The following is a 15660-nucleotide window of genomic DNA, read 5'->3' as shown; positions in this document are numbered from 1 at the left end:
CGCCGATGTCGGCGAACAGACAAAAGCCAACGCGGAGAAAGACGATGGACGCCAAGGTCGAAGACAGCGCCGCGGGCCAATGCCCGGTGGGCCACGGCCGCCCCAGGGGCAACCGCGACTGGTGGCCGCAGAACCTGCGCCTCGAGAGCCTCAACCAGCATTCGCCGCGCTCCAACCCGATGGGCGAGACGTTCGACTACGCCGAGGAGTTCAAGAGCCTCGACCTGAACGCGGTGATCGCCGACCTGCACGCCCTGATGACCGACTCCCAGGACTGGTGGCCGGCCGACTTCGGCCACTATGGCGGCCTGTTCATCCGCCTGGCCTGGCACAGCGCCGGCACCTACCGCATTTCCGACGGTCGCGGCGGCGCGGGCGGCGGGCAGCAGCGCTTCGCCCCGCTCAACAGCTGGCCGGACAACGCCAACCTGGACAAGGCGCGCCGGCTGCTGTGGCCGATCAAGCAGAAGTACGGCCGCAAGCTCTCGTGGGCCGACCTCTATGTCCTGGTCGGCAACGTCGCCCTGGAGTCCATGGGCTTCAAGACCTTCGGCTTCGGCGGCGGCCGGGCCGACACCTGGGAACCGGAGGAGCTGTTCTGGGGTCCCGAGGGCTCGTGGCTGGGCGACGAGCGCTACAGCGGCGAACGCCAGCTGCATCCGGCGCTGGGCGCGGTGCAGATGGGCCTGATCTACGTCAATCCCGAGGGCCCGAACGGCAATCCCGACCCCTTGGCCTCGGCGCGCGACATTCGCGAGACCTTCGCTCGCATGGCGATGAACGACGAGGAGACCGTCGCCCTGATCGCTGGCGGCCACACCTTCGGCAAGACCCACGGCGCCGGGGATCCGTCTTTTGTCGGTCCTGAGCCGGAAGGCGGCCAGATCGAGGCCGCCGGTCTGGGCTGGGCCAGCAAGCACGGCAGCGGCCTGGGCGTCGACGCGATCACGTCGGGGCTGGAAGTCACCTGGACCCAGACGCCGACCCGGTGGAGCAACCACTTCTTCGACAACCTCTTCAAGTTTGAGTGGGAGCTGACCAAGAGCCCTGGCGGGGCCCACCAGTGGGAAGCCAAGGGCGCCGAGGCTGACATCCCGAACGCCTTCGATCCGTCGAAGAAGCAGCGTCCGAGAATGCTGACCTCGGACCTGGCCCTGCGCTTCGACCCCGCCTACGAGAAGATCTCGCGCCGGTTCCACGAGAATCCCGACCAGTTCGCCGACGCCTTCGCCCGCGCCTGGTTCAAGCTAACCCACCGCGACATGGGCCCGATCGGGCGCTATCTGGGGCCGCTGGTCCCGCAAGAGACCCTGATCTGGCAGGACCCGATCCCGGCCGTGAACCACCCGCTGGTCGACGCCCAGGACATCGCGGCGCTGAAGGCCAAGATCCTGGCTTCGGGCCTCACCGTGCCGCAGCTGGTCTCGACCGCCTGGGCCTCGGCCTCGACCTATCGCGGTTCCGACAAGCGCGGCGGCGCCAACGGGGCGCGCATCCGCCTCGCGCCGCAGAAGGACTGGGAAGTCAACGACCCGCCGACCCTGGCCAAGGTGCTGGCGGCGCTGGAGGCGATCCAGGCCGAGTTCAACGCCTCGGCCGGCGGCGGCAAGAAAGTCTCGCTGGCCGACCTGATCGTCCTGGGCGGCGCGGCCGCGGTGGAGAAGGCCGCCAGGGACGCGGGAACGCCAGTGGAGGTTCCGTTCACGCCTGGGCGCATGGACGCTTCGGCCGAGCAGACCGACGCCGACTCGTTCGCGCCGCTGGAGCCCCTGTCGGACGGCTTCCGCAACTATCGCCGCGAGGGCCTGCAGTTCATGGCGCCCGAGGAAGCCCTGGTCGACCGGGCGCAGCTGTTGCGGCTCTCAGGCCCGGAGCTGACGGTGCTGGTCGGCGGCCTTCGGGTGCTGGGGGCCAACGCTGGCGGCTCCAAGGCGGGGGTCTTCACCGACCGGGTGGGCGTGCTGACAAACGACTTCTTCGTGAACCTGCTCAGCATGGGCACGACCTGGAGTCCGACGGCCGTCAACGCCTTCGCCGGCCATGACCGCAAGAGCAGCCAGCCGCAGTGGACCGCCACCCGGGTCGACCTGATCTTTGGGTCGCACGCCGAACTGCGGGCCTTCGCCGAGGTCTATGCCTGCGCCGACTCCCAGGCCAAGTTCGTGAACGACTTCGTGGCCGCCTGGAACAAGGTCATGAACGCCGACCGGCTGGACCTGAACTGACGCCTTCCGAAAGGGACAGGACATCTGGGCGCCCGTCATCGTGACGGGCGCCCAGACTTGTCCTTCGAACTGCGATCTTACTCCCGGCCGGCGACGAGGTTGGCGTCAACATGCCCATGGGGCTTGGAATGCCCGCCGCTGCGGAGGTAGCGGCGATCAATGTCGGCGATGATGTCCTCGGCCTTTTCACCGGCCTGCAGCCGGATCAGGACATCCAGCTTGGCCTCGCTGCGGTCGTCGTTCTCCTTGGAGGCCGGCGAGCCGACATAGAGGAAATAGGCCAGGCCCACGACCTGCCAGATCAGTTGCAGGAATTCCGACTGCCAGTTCTCGAAGGTGTCCCGGCCCATCTCGACCAGGTAGGGCGTCAGGCTCGGCGCCTGGTGCAGGGCCTGCTGCTCATCGACGAAGGCGAACCAGCCGAAGATCCAGTGCCCCACGATCGAAACCAGGAAGAAAAGCCCGGTCAGCCAGGCATAGGCGTAGCGCTTCATTGCGGGATCCTTTTCAGCCCATTTCCTGACCTCCAAACTCCGGCGCCGTCCGAAAGGTTCGCGAACCCCTTCCTCCGGTCACGCGTTGCGAACAGGGCAGGTCACCAAGGAGGTCAAGGCGATGGGACAGCTGGACGGCAGGATCGCGATCGTCACCGGTTCAGATTCCGGGATCGGACAAGGGATCGCCGAGGAACTGGCTCGCGAAGGGGCGGATATCGCCATCACCTATCTGCACGACGAGGCCGGCGCGGGCGAAACCCGGCGCAAGGTCGAGGCTTGCGGTCGCCGAGCCTATGTCACTCGCCTGGACCAGGCCGACGAAACCTCGGTGACCGCCCTATTCGACGGAGTCGCCGAGGCGCTGGGCACGCCTGACATTCTGGTCAACAACGCCGGAGCCACCGACATCCAGCGGACCCCGTTCGCCCAGACTCCCACCGCCGACTTCGACCGGATGATCAAGGTCGATCTCTATGGCCCCTTCTTCTGCAGCCGCGAGTTCGTGCGACGCCGCGAGGCGGGCGGCAAGATCATCAACATCACCTCGGTGCACGAAGTCACGCCCAGCCCGGAATACACCGCTTACAACGCCGCCAAGGGCGGATTGTTGACCTTCACGCGCGGCCTCGCTCTGGAGCTGGCGCCGAGGAACACCACGGTCAACGCCATCGCGCCGGGCCTGACACGGGCGCCGCCGACGCTGGAACGCATCGAAAGCCCCGAGGGGCAGGAGAAGATCCGGAAGAACATCCCTCTGCGCCGCGCCGGCGAACCGCGCGAGGTGGGACGCCTGGCCGTCTACCTGGCCTCGTCCGACGCCGATTACGTCACCGGCCAAAGCTTCACCATCGACGGCGGACTGGAGACCAATTGGGGCCAGGGCGCCTGATTCCGTCTAACCGAACCACAACCGGTCCACGGGCGTTCGGACTGCATGGAAACCTTCCGTCTCCTGATCGGTCCGGACAACGGCGACGCCACCGTCGGCCAGCTCTGCGCGCGGGCGGTGATCCTGTTCCTGTTCGGCGTGATCTGCATCCGCATCGCGGGGCGCCGGACCTTTTCGAGCATCACGCCGCTCGACATCATCGTGGCGCTGATCATCGGCTCGAACATCAGCCGCGCCATGACCGGCAAGGCGCCGTTCTTTCCCGGCCTGGCCGCGACCCTGGTGGTCGTCGTCCTGCATCGCCTGCTGGCCATGGCGACGCTGCACTGGAGCCCCCTGGCGCGACTGATGAAGGGCGCGCCGGTGACCCTGGTGCGCGACGGCGTCGCCGACGAGGCCGCCATGCGCCGTCACGCCATCGGCCGCGCCGACCTCGCCGAGGGCCTGCGGATGGAACAGGTCGACCGGATCGAAACCGTCAAGCTGGCCACGCTGGAAGCCGGCGGCAAGATCAGCGTGGTTCCCCGATCACCCGCCGAATGATCGGCCGCGACGCGCCGCGACGCGCCTCGCATCTCAAGAGTCGATGGCCGACAAGAGAAAACGCCCGGGCCAGACCGGCGGGGGAGCCGTGCTGACCCGGGCGGTCGCCCAGGGGGGAGGTGATGGGCGACTTAAAGTTAGAAGCTGTAGCGCAGGCCCAGGTGATAGAAGCGGCCCAGCAGGTCGTAGAGCGCCGGGTTGGCGTCCAGGCCGGTGTTGGTCTGGGGCGACGGCGTCGGATCGCGGTTCAGCAGGTTGTCGACCTTGCCGTAGAGCTGCAGGCCGTTGCCGAACTTGTACGAGGCGCTGACGTCGACATAGGTCGCGCCCTTCATGTGGTTGTAGTCGATGGTCGGCCGGCTACCGGTCGAGATGGGGCAGCTGCCGGGCTTGCACTCGACGTACTCGGTGGTCGTTCCGCCGAACCTGCCGTCGCTGAACCAGCGCTCCTGTACGCTCAAGGCGAAGCGGTCGGTGTCCCAGGACTGGATGGCGAGGACCTTCCAGTCCGGCGTGGCGCCGGAGTTCTGGCCAGCCGAATCGGTGGCGACGGCCCCAGGGATCCCGGGGTTGGTGACGAACTTGTGCGTGTTCGTCGCCAGGCCGCGGATGGTGAAGCGGCCAGGCACGCCGGGCAGCTCGAAGCGGTAGCTGCTCTCGATGTCGAAGCCGCTGGTCTTGATCGAGGCCAGGTTGAACGTCTGGGAGTTGATGAACGGCGTCACGCCGCCCGAAGGGGCGAGATTGAAGGCGCCGCAGAACTGAGTGAGGCCCGCATAGCAGAAATTGACGATCTGCTGAGCGCCCAGGCTGGAGATGCCGCCATTGAGGACGATGTTGTACCAGTCGACCGAGACGCTGAAGCCCGGCAGCCATTGGGGGTTCGAGAGCACCGCGCCGATGGTCACGTTCTTGGCGATTTCCGGCTTCAGATTCGGGTTGCCCACCACATTCTGCAAAGCCGTCAGCGAGCCGCTGGCGGGCTGGCCAGGCGGGGGCGTGCCGGGCGACGGAATGGTGAAGTTGGGCAGGGTCGTCGTCACCGGCGCGGCGAACAGTTCCGACAGGTTCGGCGCGCGGACGTCACGCGAGGTGACGGCCCGCAGGCGGACGCCATCGATCGGCGTGTCCCAGGTGGCGCCGACCTTCCAGGTGTAGACGGTGCCCGAGGTGCTGTAGTCGGTCCAGCGGCCGGCCATGTTGAGGTTGGCCTTGCCGGCGGCCTCCGAATTGACCAGCGGAATGTTCACTTCCGCATAGGCTTCCTTCACCGAGTACTTGCCGGCGCCGGAGTGATAGTTGCCCGCGAACCAGTTGGCGCCGGCCGGGTTGAGAACCGGGTCGGCCGGATAGTCGGCGGTGTTCGGAGAGTCCGTATTGCCGTCGCCGTAGGGGTCGCCTTGGACGTGGTACTGCTCCTTGCGCCACTCTCCGCCGAACGCCAGCGACATCGGGCCGGCCCATAGCGAGAAGGGCTCGCCGCTGAAGTTGATGCTGGCGACGTCCTGCTTCTGCACCGAGTGCTGGTACGGGCCGTTCTCGGGCGTGATGTAGGCCAGGGCGGCGTCGCTGGGGCGCTGGCCGCCGAAGATGTTGATCGGCACGCAGCCGTTGGCGCGCGCGATCGGGTCGGCGCAGACGATCTGGCCATTTACCGAGACGGCCTGAACGGCCGCGCGATAGCGCGGCATCAGCAGGATGTCGCGAACGTGGATGTTCGTCGTGTTCTCGCCGTGCTCGTAATAGGCGTCGTAGCGCCATTCCTTGCCCAGGGCGTTGAACTTGCCGTCCGCCCCGATGACGCCACGATACTGGGTCCGCGTGGGATGGACCGAGATGTTGCGCGGCAGCAGCGCGTTGCTGGTGCCGAAACCGAAGGTCGTGACGCCGTTGGCGGCGCAGGCCGCAACGATCGACGCCGGCAGGTACGGGTTGGCGCACGACATCGTCAGGCCGGTCGTGGCCGCGCCCGGATTGGGCTGGTTGGAGCTCTCCACGCGGGCGGCGTTGAAGGTCGCGTAGATCTCGTTGTTGGCGTCCAGATCGAAGCCCACGCGCGTGTAGGTGTTCATGCGCTTGATGCGCGACTGCAACGAGGTGCCGACGCCGACATTGCCCGACAGGTCGCCGCCGACGCAGAAGCCGCCGTTCGTGTAGCAGCCGACGACTTGGCCGACGGTCGGACCGGTCGAGGCCTTGGTCGGCACGCCGTTCGAGCCGTACTGGAACTGGAACGGATTGCCGCTGATGTCGAAGGCCGTGCCTTGCAGCGGGCCGCTGCTGATCAGTCCGTACTTGGTGTACTGATAGGCTTGGGCGTGCTCGCGATAGAGATACTGCGGCGAGCCGTCATTGGTGATCCCCCGGTTGACCAGGGTGGCGGTCGTGTACCAGTCGCGGCTGCCGGGCGCATCCTCGCCGAAGCCGCCCGCCGGAACGCCCTCCTCCCAGTCGTATTCACCACTGACCTGCAGGTGCAAGCGGTCGTCCATGAAGTTCTTGCCGGCGGCGACCTGGGCCAGCCACTGGTGGTTGTCGCCATAGGTCGTGACGCCGGTCTGGACGTTGGCCTTGAAGCCAACAAACTTCTTGTTGGTGATGAAGTTGACCACGCCGCCGACGGCGTCCGAGCCGTAGGACGCCGAGGCGCCGCCGGTCACCACGTCCACCCGCTCGACCAGCAACTGCGGGAACAGGCTGATGTCCGGCACGCCCGTGACGTTGGCTGGCACGACCCTTTGGCCGTCCAGCAGGGTCAGGGTGCGGATGGTGCCCAGGCCGCGCAGCGAGAACGAGGAAAGACCCTGCTGGCCACTGGAGGTGCTGAACGTGCCCGTCGTCGCGCCGCTTGACCCCTGCAGCGAGGGCAGCTGAGTGATGGCGGTGAAGATGTTCGGCTGGGCGGCGCGCTCCAGGTCGGCCTGACCCAGAACCTGGGTCGGCGTCGGCGCGGTAAAGCCGGTCGACCGGATGCGGGTGCCCGTGACCACGATCTCGGACAGGGCGGTCGCGGAGGCCGGATCGGCCGGCGCCGGGGCCGGCTCCGTCTGCGCGCTGGCGGTCCCCGCCGACAGGAATACCGCGACCGCGCTGGTCGCGAACAAAGCGCTCAAAAAGGATGGTCCGACACCACGCATCCTGCTGCCTCCCGTTTTTCGTTGAGTCCATCGACGATGGCCTGCCCGAAAACTGTCAGACAAAAGAGGCGTGAACCATTACGACCATGGTCGTACGTCGAACGATCGGCCGCTGGGCAAAGGGCGCGTGACGGTCGCGTCGCCCAGCCTAGTCGCGTCGAACTGCGTACAGCGCGTGATGGGTCAGTACGAACAGGGTCCGCTTGTCCGGCCCGCCGAAGACCAGTTGCAGCGGGCGTTCGGGGATGTCCACGCGGCCCAGTTCCCCGCCGTCGGGCGCATAGACGAACACCTGTCCATTGGCGACATAGACGCGCCCTTCCCCGTCCGTCGCGACGCTCTCGCCGCCGCGATCGGCGAAGGCCTTCAGCTCGGTGATCGCGCCCTTCGGACCGACCAGCCCGCTATAGGTCCTGTTCTCCGAGCTGTTGGTCACGAACACCCGCTGGCCGGGCTTGGCGGTGGTGAAGCCGTAGGTGTCGAGCGCGTCGGAGAAGCGCAGCCCGCGGAAGTCGGGCGGTCCCTGCTGGAAGACGCGATAGGCCGGCAGGGCCAGGCTGCCGTCCGGCGACACGTACGCCTTGGGCTTGGGCAGCGCCATGTCGCGGGCGAACATCTCGGCCAGGGTGGTGAACTGGTAGGTTCGCGGATCGAGCTGGTCCTTGAACTCGCCATTGTTCCACCAGTTGACCGGCAGCACTGCAGCCGCCGCCGGATGGTCGGCGGCCGGTGTCGGCGCGATCACCGTGACCTCGGTGTCGGGAGCGCCCGGCTTGAAGCTGTAGACCGTGCCGTTGCGGCCGTCCGACGACAACACCAGCAGGCTCCCCGAGCCGTCGACGGCCAGGTTGATCGGATCCAGCGTGTTGTCGCGGACGATCGACAGCTTGCGCTCGGCGGACCAGCTATAGATGCGCTGGTGGCGGCGGTCGGTGAAGTACAGCGTCCCGGCCGCGTCCACGGCGCCGCCGCCCAGCGAATAGAAGCCGTCGGCGAGCTTCTCCACCCGCGCGCCGACGGGAAAGGTCGAGGGCGCGACCGGCGCCGGATCTGCGACCAGGTCAAGCACCGCGAACTGCCGCTCCCGCGCCTCAAGCCCGCTTGTGACGTCCTGAATGGCGTTCTCGTACGGATACTTGGTCAGCCGCAGGAAGGTCGCGCAGCCGTCTTCGTCGCAGGTCGAAAAGCCGCTTTCGCCGTTCACCGCCACGTTGCGGAAACGGATGTCCCGCGAATTGTAGACCTTGACAGCGGCCGCCGCCGGCTTGCGCGTCCGCGTGACGCGATAGGCATGATAGTTGGCCAGCAGAATGTCGTGGGAGTCGCGGATCTCCAGCGAGACGGTGTCCTCGCCCTCCCCCGCCTCCTCCTCGGTCTGCGGCGCCAGGAACTCCCAGTTGGCGACCCGGTTGAGGCTGATCTCGGTGCGCATGTGGTGCTCGACCGAGGTCTGGTAGACGTGGCCGGGGGTCTGGGTGTCGGACACGTAGATGCCGGAATAGGCGTAGGTGCTGGGGCTCCAGAGGTTGGAGAAGGTCCCGCCGCCGCCGTTGGTGACCCACAGGCTGGGATACTGACCCGCCCAGCGCTTGGCCGGATCGGCGTCCGCCGTGGCGTTGGCGTTGTAGGGATTGAACCGCGTACCGTCATACAGGTTGGTGCCGTGGCCGCCCTGGAACTTGACGTCCTCGACCAGCGAACCGGCGCCCGCCGTCCACAACAGCGCCGTGGCGCGCGGATTGACGCCGCCAGTGTTGAGGCCCAGGCCCGAAACGACGCCATCGCCCCCGGCGGCGGAGGCGACCAGGGCCTTGGGCGCGCCGACGCCCTGATAGCCGGAGGTTCCATCGGGCAGCACGATCTGGGTGAGGCTGGGATGCAGGCCGACCAGCACGGTGTCCGGTCGAAGCCTCAACGTGTCGGTGACCCGGTAGAAGCCGGTCGGGAAATAGACCACGCGGTGGGTGTCGATAGCCTTCTGGATCGCGGCCGTGTCGTCGGCGGCGTTGTCGCCCTTGGCCCCCAAGGTCCGCACGTTGACCCAATCGGACATGGCCGGCAAAGCCCGGATCGCGGGGGCGCGCCGCGCCGGCAAGGCCGAGATGGTCTCGGCCTGCATCGCGGTTCGGTATTCGCCCATCCGCCCAAGACCCGGCAGGACCAGGCCGTAGTTGAACGCCGCGACCCGATAGGCGCGTCCCCGTCCCGGTTCGGTCCGGTCGCTGTCGCGGAAACGGGCGAATACCGGGGTGCTGGCCGCGACCGCGTTCTCGAAACCGACCTGGGTGTAGACGTTGTTCTCGTTGGAGATGACGACGGCGGCCTTCGAGACGTTCTCGAAGCGGACGTCCTTGCCCCACAGCCAGTCGCCGTAGCCGCGATCGATGTCGATCCCGACCGGCGTGTCGCGCATGGCCACATTGACCAGGGTCAGGCCCGCTTCATGCTCGCGGATCGCCGCCTCGCGCTGGCCCTCGAAGGTCGAGTCAAGCAGCACGAATCCCCAGGCCGGCGAGGTCTTTTCGGCCAGGATACCGTAGCGCCCGCCCTTGAAGTGCAGGTCTTCGGCCGTGTTTCCCACCTGGTGCAGGCCCGCCAGGCCCGAGCCGATGTCGAATTCCATGTGGCTGAGATAGGCGTGCTGGGCGGCGTGGAAGCGGATCGCCGTCGCCGCCGGATTACCCTTGCCGATCTGGAAGTCGATGTTGCTCATCGCCGAATAGAAGGTGCCCGAATTGGCGTCGGCGACGTCCTTGTTGAACGGCACGCTGCCGGGCGGCGGGAACGGCACGCGGCGCGTCGGGTCGGGCTTGGCGCCGGCGAAGATCACCATATTGGCCACGCCCTTCTGGAATCCCGGCGTCGCATCGCCCAGCAGGATCCGCGGGCGGACAGCGCCGACCCCGAACATCCGCACCCCCGGCCAGAGGAAGAGCGTCCGGCTGATGCGGTAACGGCCCGAAGGCAGGAAGACCAGACCGCCGCCCGGCTTGGCCGCGGCCGCGTCGATCGCATCCTGCAGGGCGGCGCTGTCGTCGGCGCGGCCGTCGCCCTTGCCCCGCACCACGACGGCGGCCGGATCCTCGGGCGTGGTCGCGAACATCGAGACCGAGGCCGCCGCTGGTCCGCTCGCCGCCACGAACAGCGCGATCAGGGCCGCGCAAGGCGCGGCGAGCCAGCTCTTCATGGGCAGCCTCTCGTCTTCAAGATCCGGGTCAGGGCGTCACCGCGTAGAGCGAATGATGGGTGAGGACAAACAGGGTCTTGCCGCCCTCCCCGCCGAAGATCAGCTGCAGTGGACGCTCGGGCACGTCGATGCGACCCGCCAGCCGGCCATCGGGCTCGTACTGGAAGATCTGGCCGTTGGCGACGAACACCCGTCCCTGGCCGTCGACGGCGACGCTCTCGCCGCCCCGGTTGGCGAAGACCTTCAGGTCGGTCAGCGTCCCGCCCGGCCCAACCTGCCCGCTATAAGTCTTGCCCTCGGACTCGTTGGTGACGAAGACCCGCTCGCCGATCGCGCCGCCGATCAGGCCATGGGCTTGCAGGCTGTCGGCCCAGCGCCAGCCGACATGGTCGGGCGGTCCCTGCTGCCACACCCGGAAGGCCGGCAGCGACAGACTGCCATCGGGCGAGACGTATTCCTGCGCCTTGGGCGCGCCGACGTCGCGGGCGAACATCTCGGCCAGGGTGGTGAACTGGCCGCTGGCCGGATCGTACTGATCCTTGAACTCGCCGTTGTTCCACCAGTTGACCGGCAGCAGGGTCTTGGCGTCGGGCCGGGACCCCGTCGGCGTGGGCGCGATGAGCGTCATCTGGTGCTTGGGGCCATCGGGATCGATCGAATAGACAGAAGCCTGTGGTCCGTAAGACGACACCACCAGCAGGTTTCCCGAGCGGTCCACGGCCAGGTTGGTCGGATCCAGCGAGTGGTCGCGCACCACTTCCAGGCCCCTGGCCTGGGTCCAGCGATAGATCCGCTGGAAACGCTTCTCGACGAAATAGAGCGCACCGTCGGCCCCGACGGCCGCGCCGGAAATCGACCAGAAGCCGCTTCCCAGCTTCTGGACCTTGCCCTCCTCGGCCGGAGCGACCGGCTCAGACCTGCTGGTGACGTCGAGCACCGCGAATTCACGCTCGCGTACCTCCAGCTTGCTGGTCTTGTCCTGGATCGCGTTCTCGAACGGGAACTTGCTGGCCCGCAGATAAGTGCCGCAGCCGATCTTGTCGCAAAGCGCCACGCCGCTCTCGGCGTTGATGTGGACATTGCGGAAGCGGATGTCCGACGAGTTGAACAGCTTCACCGCCGTTTCGGCCGGGTGATACGACCGCGTCACGCGATAGCCGTGATAGTTGGCGAACAGGATGTTGCGCGAGTTGCGCACCTCCAGCGAGACAGCGTCGGGACCGTCGCCGACCTCCTGCTCGGTTTGCGGCGCCAGGAACTCCCAGTTCTGGACGTTGTCCAGCACGAACTCGTTGCGCACATGGTGCTCGACCGAGACCTCGTAGATGTGGCCGGGGGTGCTGGTGTCGGAGATGTAGAAGCCCGCCGATGCGAAAGTGTTGGGGCTCCAGACGTTGGCGAACGTGCCGCCGCCGCCGTCCGTCACCCAGATGCTGGGGTACTGGGCGTCCCAGCGGCCGTCGGCCACCGGATCGCCGCTGCGGGCCTGGGCCGCGCCCAGCGGCTTGCCGTCCATGGTGGGCGTGCCGCCGCCGCCCATGATCTTGACGTCGGTCACCTGGGAGTTCGCGCCCGATCGCCAAAGCAGCGCCGAAGCCCGAGGGTTGATCCGGCCGGTGAAGACGCCCAGGCCGAACAGAATATTGCTCCCACCTCGGGGCGTTTCCAGCACTGGGGCCACGGGCCCGACCCCGGCGTGGCGCGGATTGTCGTCGGGGATGACCAGCTGGGTCAGGGCCGGGTGCAGGCCGATCAGCACCGTGTCGGGCCGCAGCTTCAGTGTGTCGGTGACCTTGTAGAAGCCGATCGGCAGGTAGAGCACGCTATGGGTGTCGATCGCCTTCTGCAGGGCGGCGGTGTCGTCGGCCTGGCCGTCGCCCTTGACGCCCAGGGTCCTGACGTTGGTCCAGTCGGCGACGGGCGGTAGGTCGCGAAGCGCCGGGGCCGGGGCCGCCGGCAAGGCCGGAAGGGCGGTCATGGCCACATCGGTCTTGTACTCGCCCATCTGGCCCAGGCCCGGCAGGGTCAGGCCGTAGGTGAACGAGGCCACCTTGTAGGCCTTGCCCTTGCCGGCCACGGTCTTGCCGCTGTCGCGGAAGCGGGCGAACACCGGGGTGTTGGCCGCCACCGCGTTCTCGAACCCGACCTGGGTGAAGACGTTGTTCTCGGCCGAGATGACGACGCCCGCCTTCGAGACGTTCTCGAAACGGACGTTCTTGCCCCACAGGCTGTCGCTGTAGCCGCGGTCGATCTCGATGCCGACCGGCGTATTCCTGATGGCCACATTGACCAGGGTCAGGTCGACCTCGTGCTCGCGGATCGCCGCGTCGCGCTGCCCGTCGAAGGTGGAGTCGATCAGAGTGAACTGCCAGGCGGGCGAGGTCTTTTCGGTGACGATACCGTAGCGGCCGCCGTGGAAGTGGACGTCCTCCATGATGTTGCCGGCCTGGTAGACGCCGGCGAAGGCCGAGCCCAGGCGAAAGTCCATGTGGCTGAGAAAGGCGTGCTGGGCCATGCGGAACCGCACCCCCGCAGCGGCGGGATTGCCCTCTCCGATCTCCACGTCGACATTGCTGAGCGCCGAATAGAAGGTGCCGGAATTGGCGTCGCGCACCTTTTCCGTCGCGGGGACCACGGTTGGCACGGGCACGGGGATGTCGCCGACCTGGTACTGGTCGCCGCCCGCGAACACGATCAGCGTGCCGACCCCCTTCTGGAAGCCCGGCGTGTTGGGCCCCAGCACGAAGACCGGCCGCGTCGGGCCCACGCCGAAGAGGCGCACGCCCGGCGGGATCAGGAGGCTGCGGCTGAGCCGATAGCGGCCCGACGGCAAGAACACCAGGCCATGACCGGTTTTGTCCCGCGCCGCGTCGATGGCCTGCTGCACCGCTTGAGTGTCGTCCGCGCGACCGTCGCCCACGCCCTTGACGGTGATCGCGCGCGGATCGTCCGGCGCGGTGAGCAGAACCGAGCCGGTCGAGGCCAGAGCCGGCGTCGAAATGGCCAGAAACGCCGCCAAAAGGACCGCTCTCATGCCGCTCTCCTCGTCGCAATCCCTTATCGATAAGGAAACCGCCCCCGCCGGCCATCCTCGACCATGGTCGTAGTTACGTCCGGTCGGCCGGCCGGTAGAAACCCATCTCAACCTGGGATCGGTCTGTCGATCATTCGACGGCTGGCCGGAGATCAAGGAACGCGCTTGCCGCCGCCACCCCGCCTCGCCCCGTTCGCCGTCATCGCCATGGGCGTGAGCGGCAGCGGCAAGTCGACGCTGGGCGCCTTGCTGGCCCGGAGGCTGGACTGCCCGTTCCTGGAGGGCGACGATTTTCACGATGCGCGGGCGGTCGCCAAGATGAGCGCTGGCCAGCCCCTCGACGACAGCGACCGATGGCCCTGGCTCGACCGCCTGGGCTTGGCCGCGGGTGAGGCTGTTGCGTGCGGCGGACGGGTCGTGGCGGCCTGCTCGGCGCTGAAGCGCGGCTATCGCGAACGCTTGCGCGCCGCCATCGGGGCTAACACCCGATTCGTCCTGCTCGACGCCGGCCAGGACGAGCTGCTGCGACGGCTCACCCAGCGCTCCGGCCACTACATGCCCGCCAGCCTGCTGGACAGTCAGTTGGCCACGCTCGAACGTCCAGGTCCTGACGAGGCGATCTTCACGCTCGACACCACTGCGCCGCCCGAGCGGCTTTGCGACCACACGCTCGCCTGGCTGGAAAGCGATGCGCATCATGCCGGCGCCGTGGTCCGCGCCTCAGGGCATTAGACGCTTTCGTCCGCGCGAGAGGTGCCAGCGCATGGCCAGGGCGGCGCTGTCGCCATCCTGGGCGCGGATCGCTTCAACGATCATCTCGTGCTCGCGCATCATCTCCGCGATCGCTTCCGGCGGCCGCGATCGCGATATGTCCACCCCCGCCCGCATGATCCGGTCGACGTCGGGCTGCAGCGCCTCGAACGTGACCAGGAAGGCCGGATTGGCGGTGGCCTGCACGATGCGGCGATGAAGCTCCATGTCCTCGGCATGGGCCGGCGCGTTCGACAGCAGGGCCTCGCGCAGCTTCGACAGCGCCTCCTCGATGCCGGCCATCTCCTCGGCCGAGCGCCGCGCCGCCGCCAGCCGCGCCGCCTCGGCCTCAAGCACGAACCGCACCTCGTAACTGCCGAGGGTGGAGGGCAGCTCGGAGAGCGGCATGTAGGCGCCCAGCTTGTCGGACGGCCGGTTCTTGACGAAGGACCCCGCCCCGCGCCGGGCCTCGGTGATGCTGTCGGCGGCCAAGCGCACCAGGGCTTCGCGCACGATGGTGCGCGACATGCCCAGCGTCTCGGCCAGGCGCGCTTCGGACGGCAGGCGATCGCCGACGGCCAGGCCGTCGGTGTTGATCATCTCGACGATGGCGGTATAGGCCCGGTCGGCTAGGCGGCCTTGGCTCATTCGGCAGGTCTCCAACGCGGTCGCCGCGGCGCGGTCACGCTTTCAAGTTTCACAAAAAACGTCCATGGGCCAGCACCGGCGCCGCGCCGGTGGTCGAGGCGACAGCTCCTTCACTCAGCGACGGCAGGACCGCGAAATTCCCAAGGCCGCGCCCCGAGGCCCGCAAATTCCTCATTTCTCTGCCGTTTCCATCGATCCCGACGGGCGCTCCAGGTCAAAATCTGTATGACAGCTTTTTGTCGGAAGCCAAAAATTCAGATTTGTGCACGCTAACATTGACCAACCCGCTTGAATCTGTCCAACTAATATCGCTAAGTTCGCCGAACACGAACCGCCGCTGGCAAAGACCGGCACACCGATCAAGGCGGCAGCCCGACCGTGACGAGACGGCCGGTCACAGGAGGAAACGCAGGGGATGACCATGACCGCGATGAAACAACGTGACGCCGAAGGGGATCTGAACGTCGGCTTTTGCGAGCTCACGCCGACCCAGATGAAGGTCCTGGAAGGGGTCAATTCCGGGCGGCTCAACAAGCAGATCGCCTTCGACCTCGGAATCGCCGAGGCCACGGTCAAGGCGCACATGACGGCCGTGATGCGCAAACTCAACGTGCACAACCGCACCCAGGCGGCGATTGCGGCTCGCATGATGAGCTTCGGGTCGCGGGCGGAAGCTCAGTAGCGCGCATCCGCGCGCCGGGATGCGACCGGGGGGCCATTCCGGCGAGACCGTCGCCGCGAACCGCCCAA

General features: G+C 67.5%; 10 protein-coding genes. 5 read left to right on the top strand and 5 right to left on the bottom strand.

The window, feature by feature from the left end; translation table 11 throughout:
• The first annotated feature begins 5 nt into the window (after window positions 1-5).
• Window positions 6-2225: a catalase/peroxidase HPI gene (gene katG, locus EV278_RS20455; RefSeq protein ID WP_132095498.1), complete on the top strand. Its 2220-nt coding sequence runs from the start codon at window positions 6-8 to the stop codon at window positions 2223-2225.
• A gap of 77 nt (window positions 2226-2302) precedes the next feature.
• On the opposite strand, the gene EV278_RS20450 is transcribed toward katG, so the two are convergent.
• Window positions 2303-2719, bottom strand: a complete 417-nt coding sequence (locus EV278_RS20450; RefSeq protein WP_132095496.1) for a DUF6766 family protein — start codon at window positions 2717-2719, stop codon at window positions 2303-2305.
• 121 nt (window positions 2720-2840) lie between these two features.
• On the opposite strand from EV278_RS20450, the gene EV278_RS20445 reads away from it, so the two are divergent.
• Both EV278_RS20445 and EV278_RS20440 read left to right on the top strand, forming a co-directional pair.
• The gene (locus EV278_RS20445; protein ID WP_132095494.1) at window positions 2841-3611 is read left to right on the top strand and encodes a glucose 1-dehydrogenase; all 771 of its coding nucleotides are present in this window, start codon (window positions 2841-2843) and stop codon (window positions 3609-3611) included.
• A gap of 45 nt (window positions 3612-3656) precedes the next feature.
• Window positions 3657-4154 carry a YetF domain-containing protein gene (locus EV278_RS20440; protein WP_132095492.1) on the top strand — a complete coding sequence of 166 codons (498 nt, stop codon included), beginning with the start codon at window positions 3657-3659 and terminating at the stop codon, window positions 4152-4154.
• Window positions 4155-4291: 137 nt separating this feature from the next.
• On the opposite strand, the gene EV278_RS20435 is transcribed toward EV278_RS20440, so the two are convergent.
• From EV278_RS20435 to EV278_RS20425, 3 genes are all read right to left on the bottom strand, one after another.
• A complete protein-coding gene (locus tag EV278_RS20435; protein WP_132095490.1) occupies window positions 4292-7291 on the bottom strand; it encodes a TonB-dependent receptor in 3000 nt (999 codons plus the stop codon).
• Window positions 7292-7439: 148 nt separating this feature from the next.
• Complete coding sequence (locus tag EV278_RS20430) at window positions 7440-10478, bottom strand: glycosyl hydrolase family 28-related protein (protein ID WP_132095488.1); 3039 nt, start codon at window positions 10476-10478, stop codon at window positions 7440-7442.
• Window positions 10479-10506: 28 nt separating this feature from the next.
• Window positions 10507-13512, bottom strand: coding sequence for a glycosyl hydrolase family 28-related protein (locus tag EV278_RS20425; protein ID WP_132095486.1), 3006 nt, complete (start codon window positions 13510-13512; stop codon window positions 10507-10509).
• A gap of 165 nt (window positions 13513-13677) precedes the next feature.
• Between EV278_RS20425 and EV278_RS20420 the strand changes: the two genes are divergently transcribed.
• Window positions 13678-14244, top strand: a complete 567-nt coding sequence (locus EV278_RS20420; protein ID WP_243692285.1) for a gluconokinase — start codon at window positions 13678-13680, stop codon at window positions 14242-14244.
• Here EV278_RS20420 and EV278_RS20415 read toward each other — a convergent pair.
• Complete coding sequence (locus EV278_RS20415; protein ID WP_132095484.1) at window positions 14233-14910, bottom strand: FCD domain-containing protein; 678 nt, start codon at window positions 14908-14910, stop codon at window positions 14233-14235. The two genes, EV278_RS20420 and EV278_RS20415, sit on opposite strands and share 12 nt — an antisense overlap.
• Window positions 14911-15325: 415 nt before the next feature.
• Here EV278_RS20415 and EV278_RS20410 point away from each other — a divergent pair, with 415 nt between their 5' ends.
• The gene (locus EV278_RS20410) at window positions 15326-15592 is read left to right on the top strand and encodes a LuxR C-terminal-related transcriptional regulator (RefSeq protein ID WP_243692284.1); all 267 of its coding nucleotides are present in this window, start codon (window positions 15326-15328) and stop codon (window positions 15590-15592) included.
• Window positions 15593-15660: the final 68 nt, after the last annotated feature.

Origin of the sequence: Caulobacter sp. BK020 (genome assembly GCF_004342605.1) — a bacterium.
GTDB lineage: Bacteria > Pseudomonadota > Alphaproteobacteria > Caulobacterales > Caulobacteraceae > Caulobacter.
Note: the sequence above shows the minus strand (reverse complement) of the source record. Positions and strands in the feature narration are given on the sequence as shown.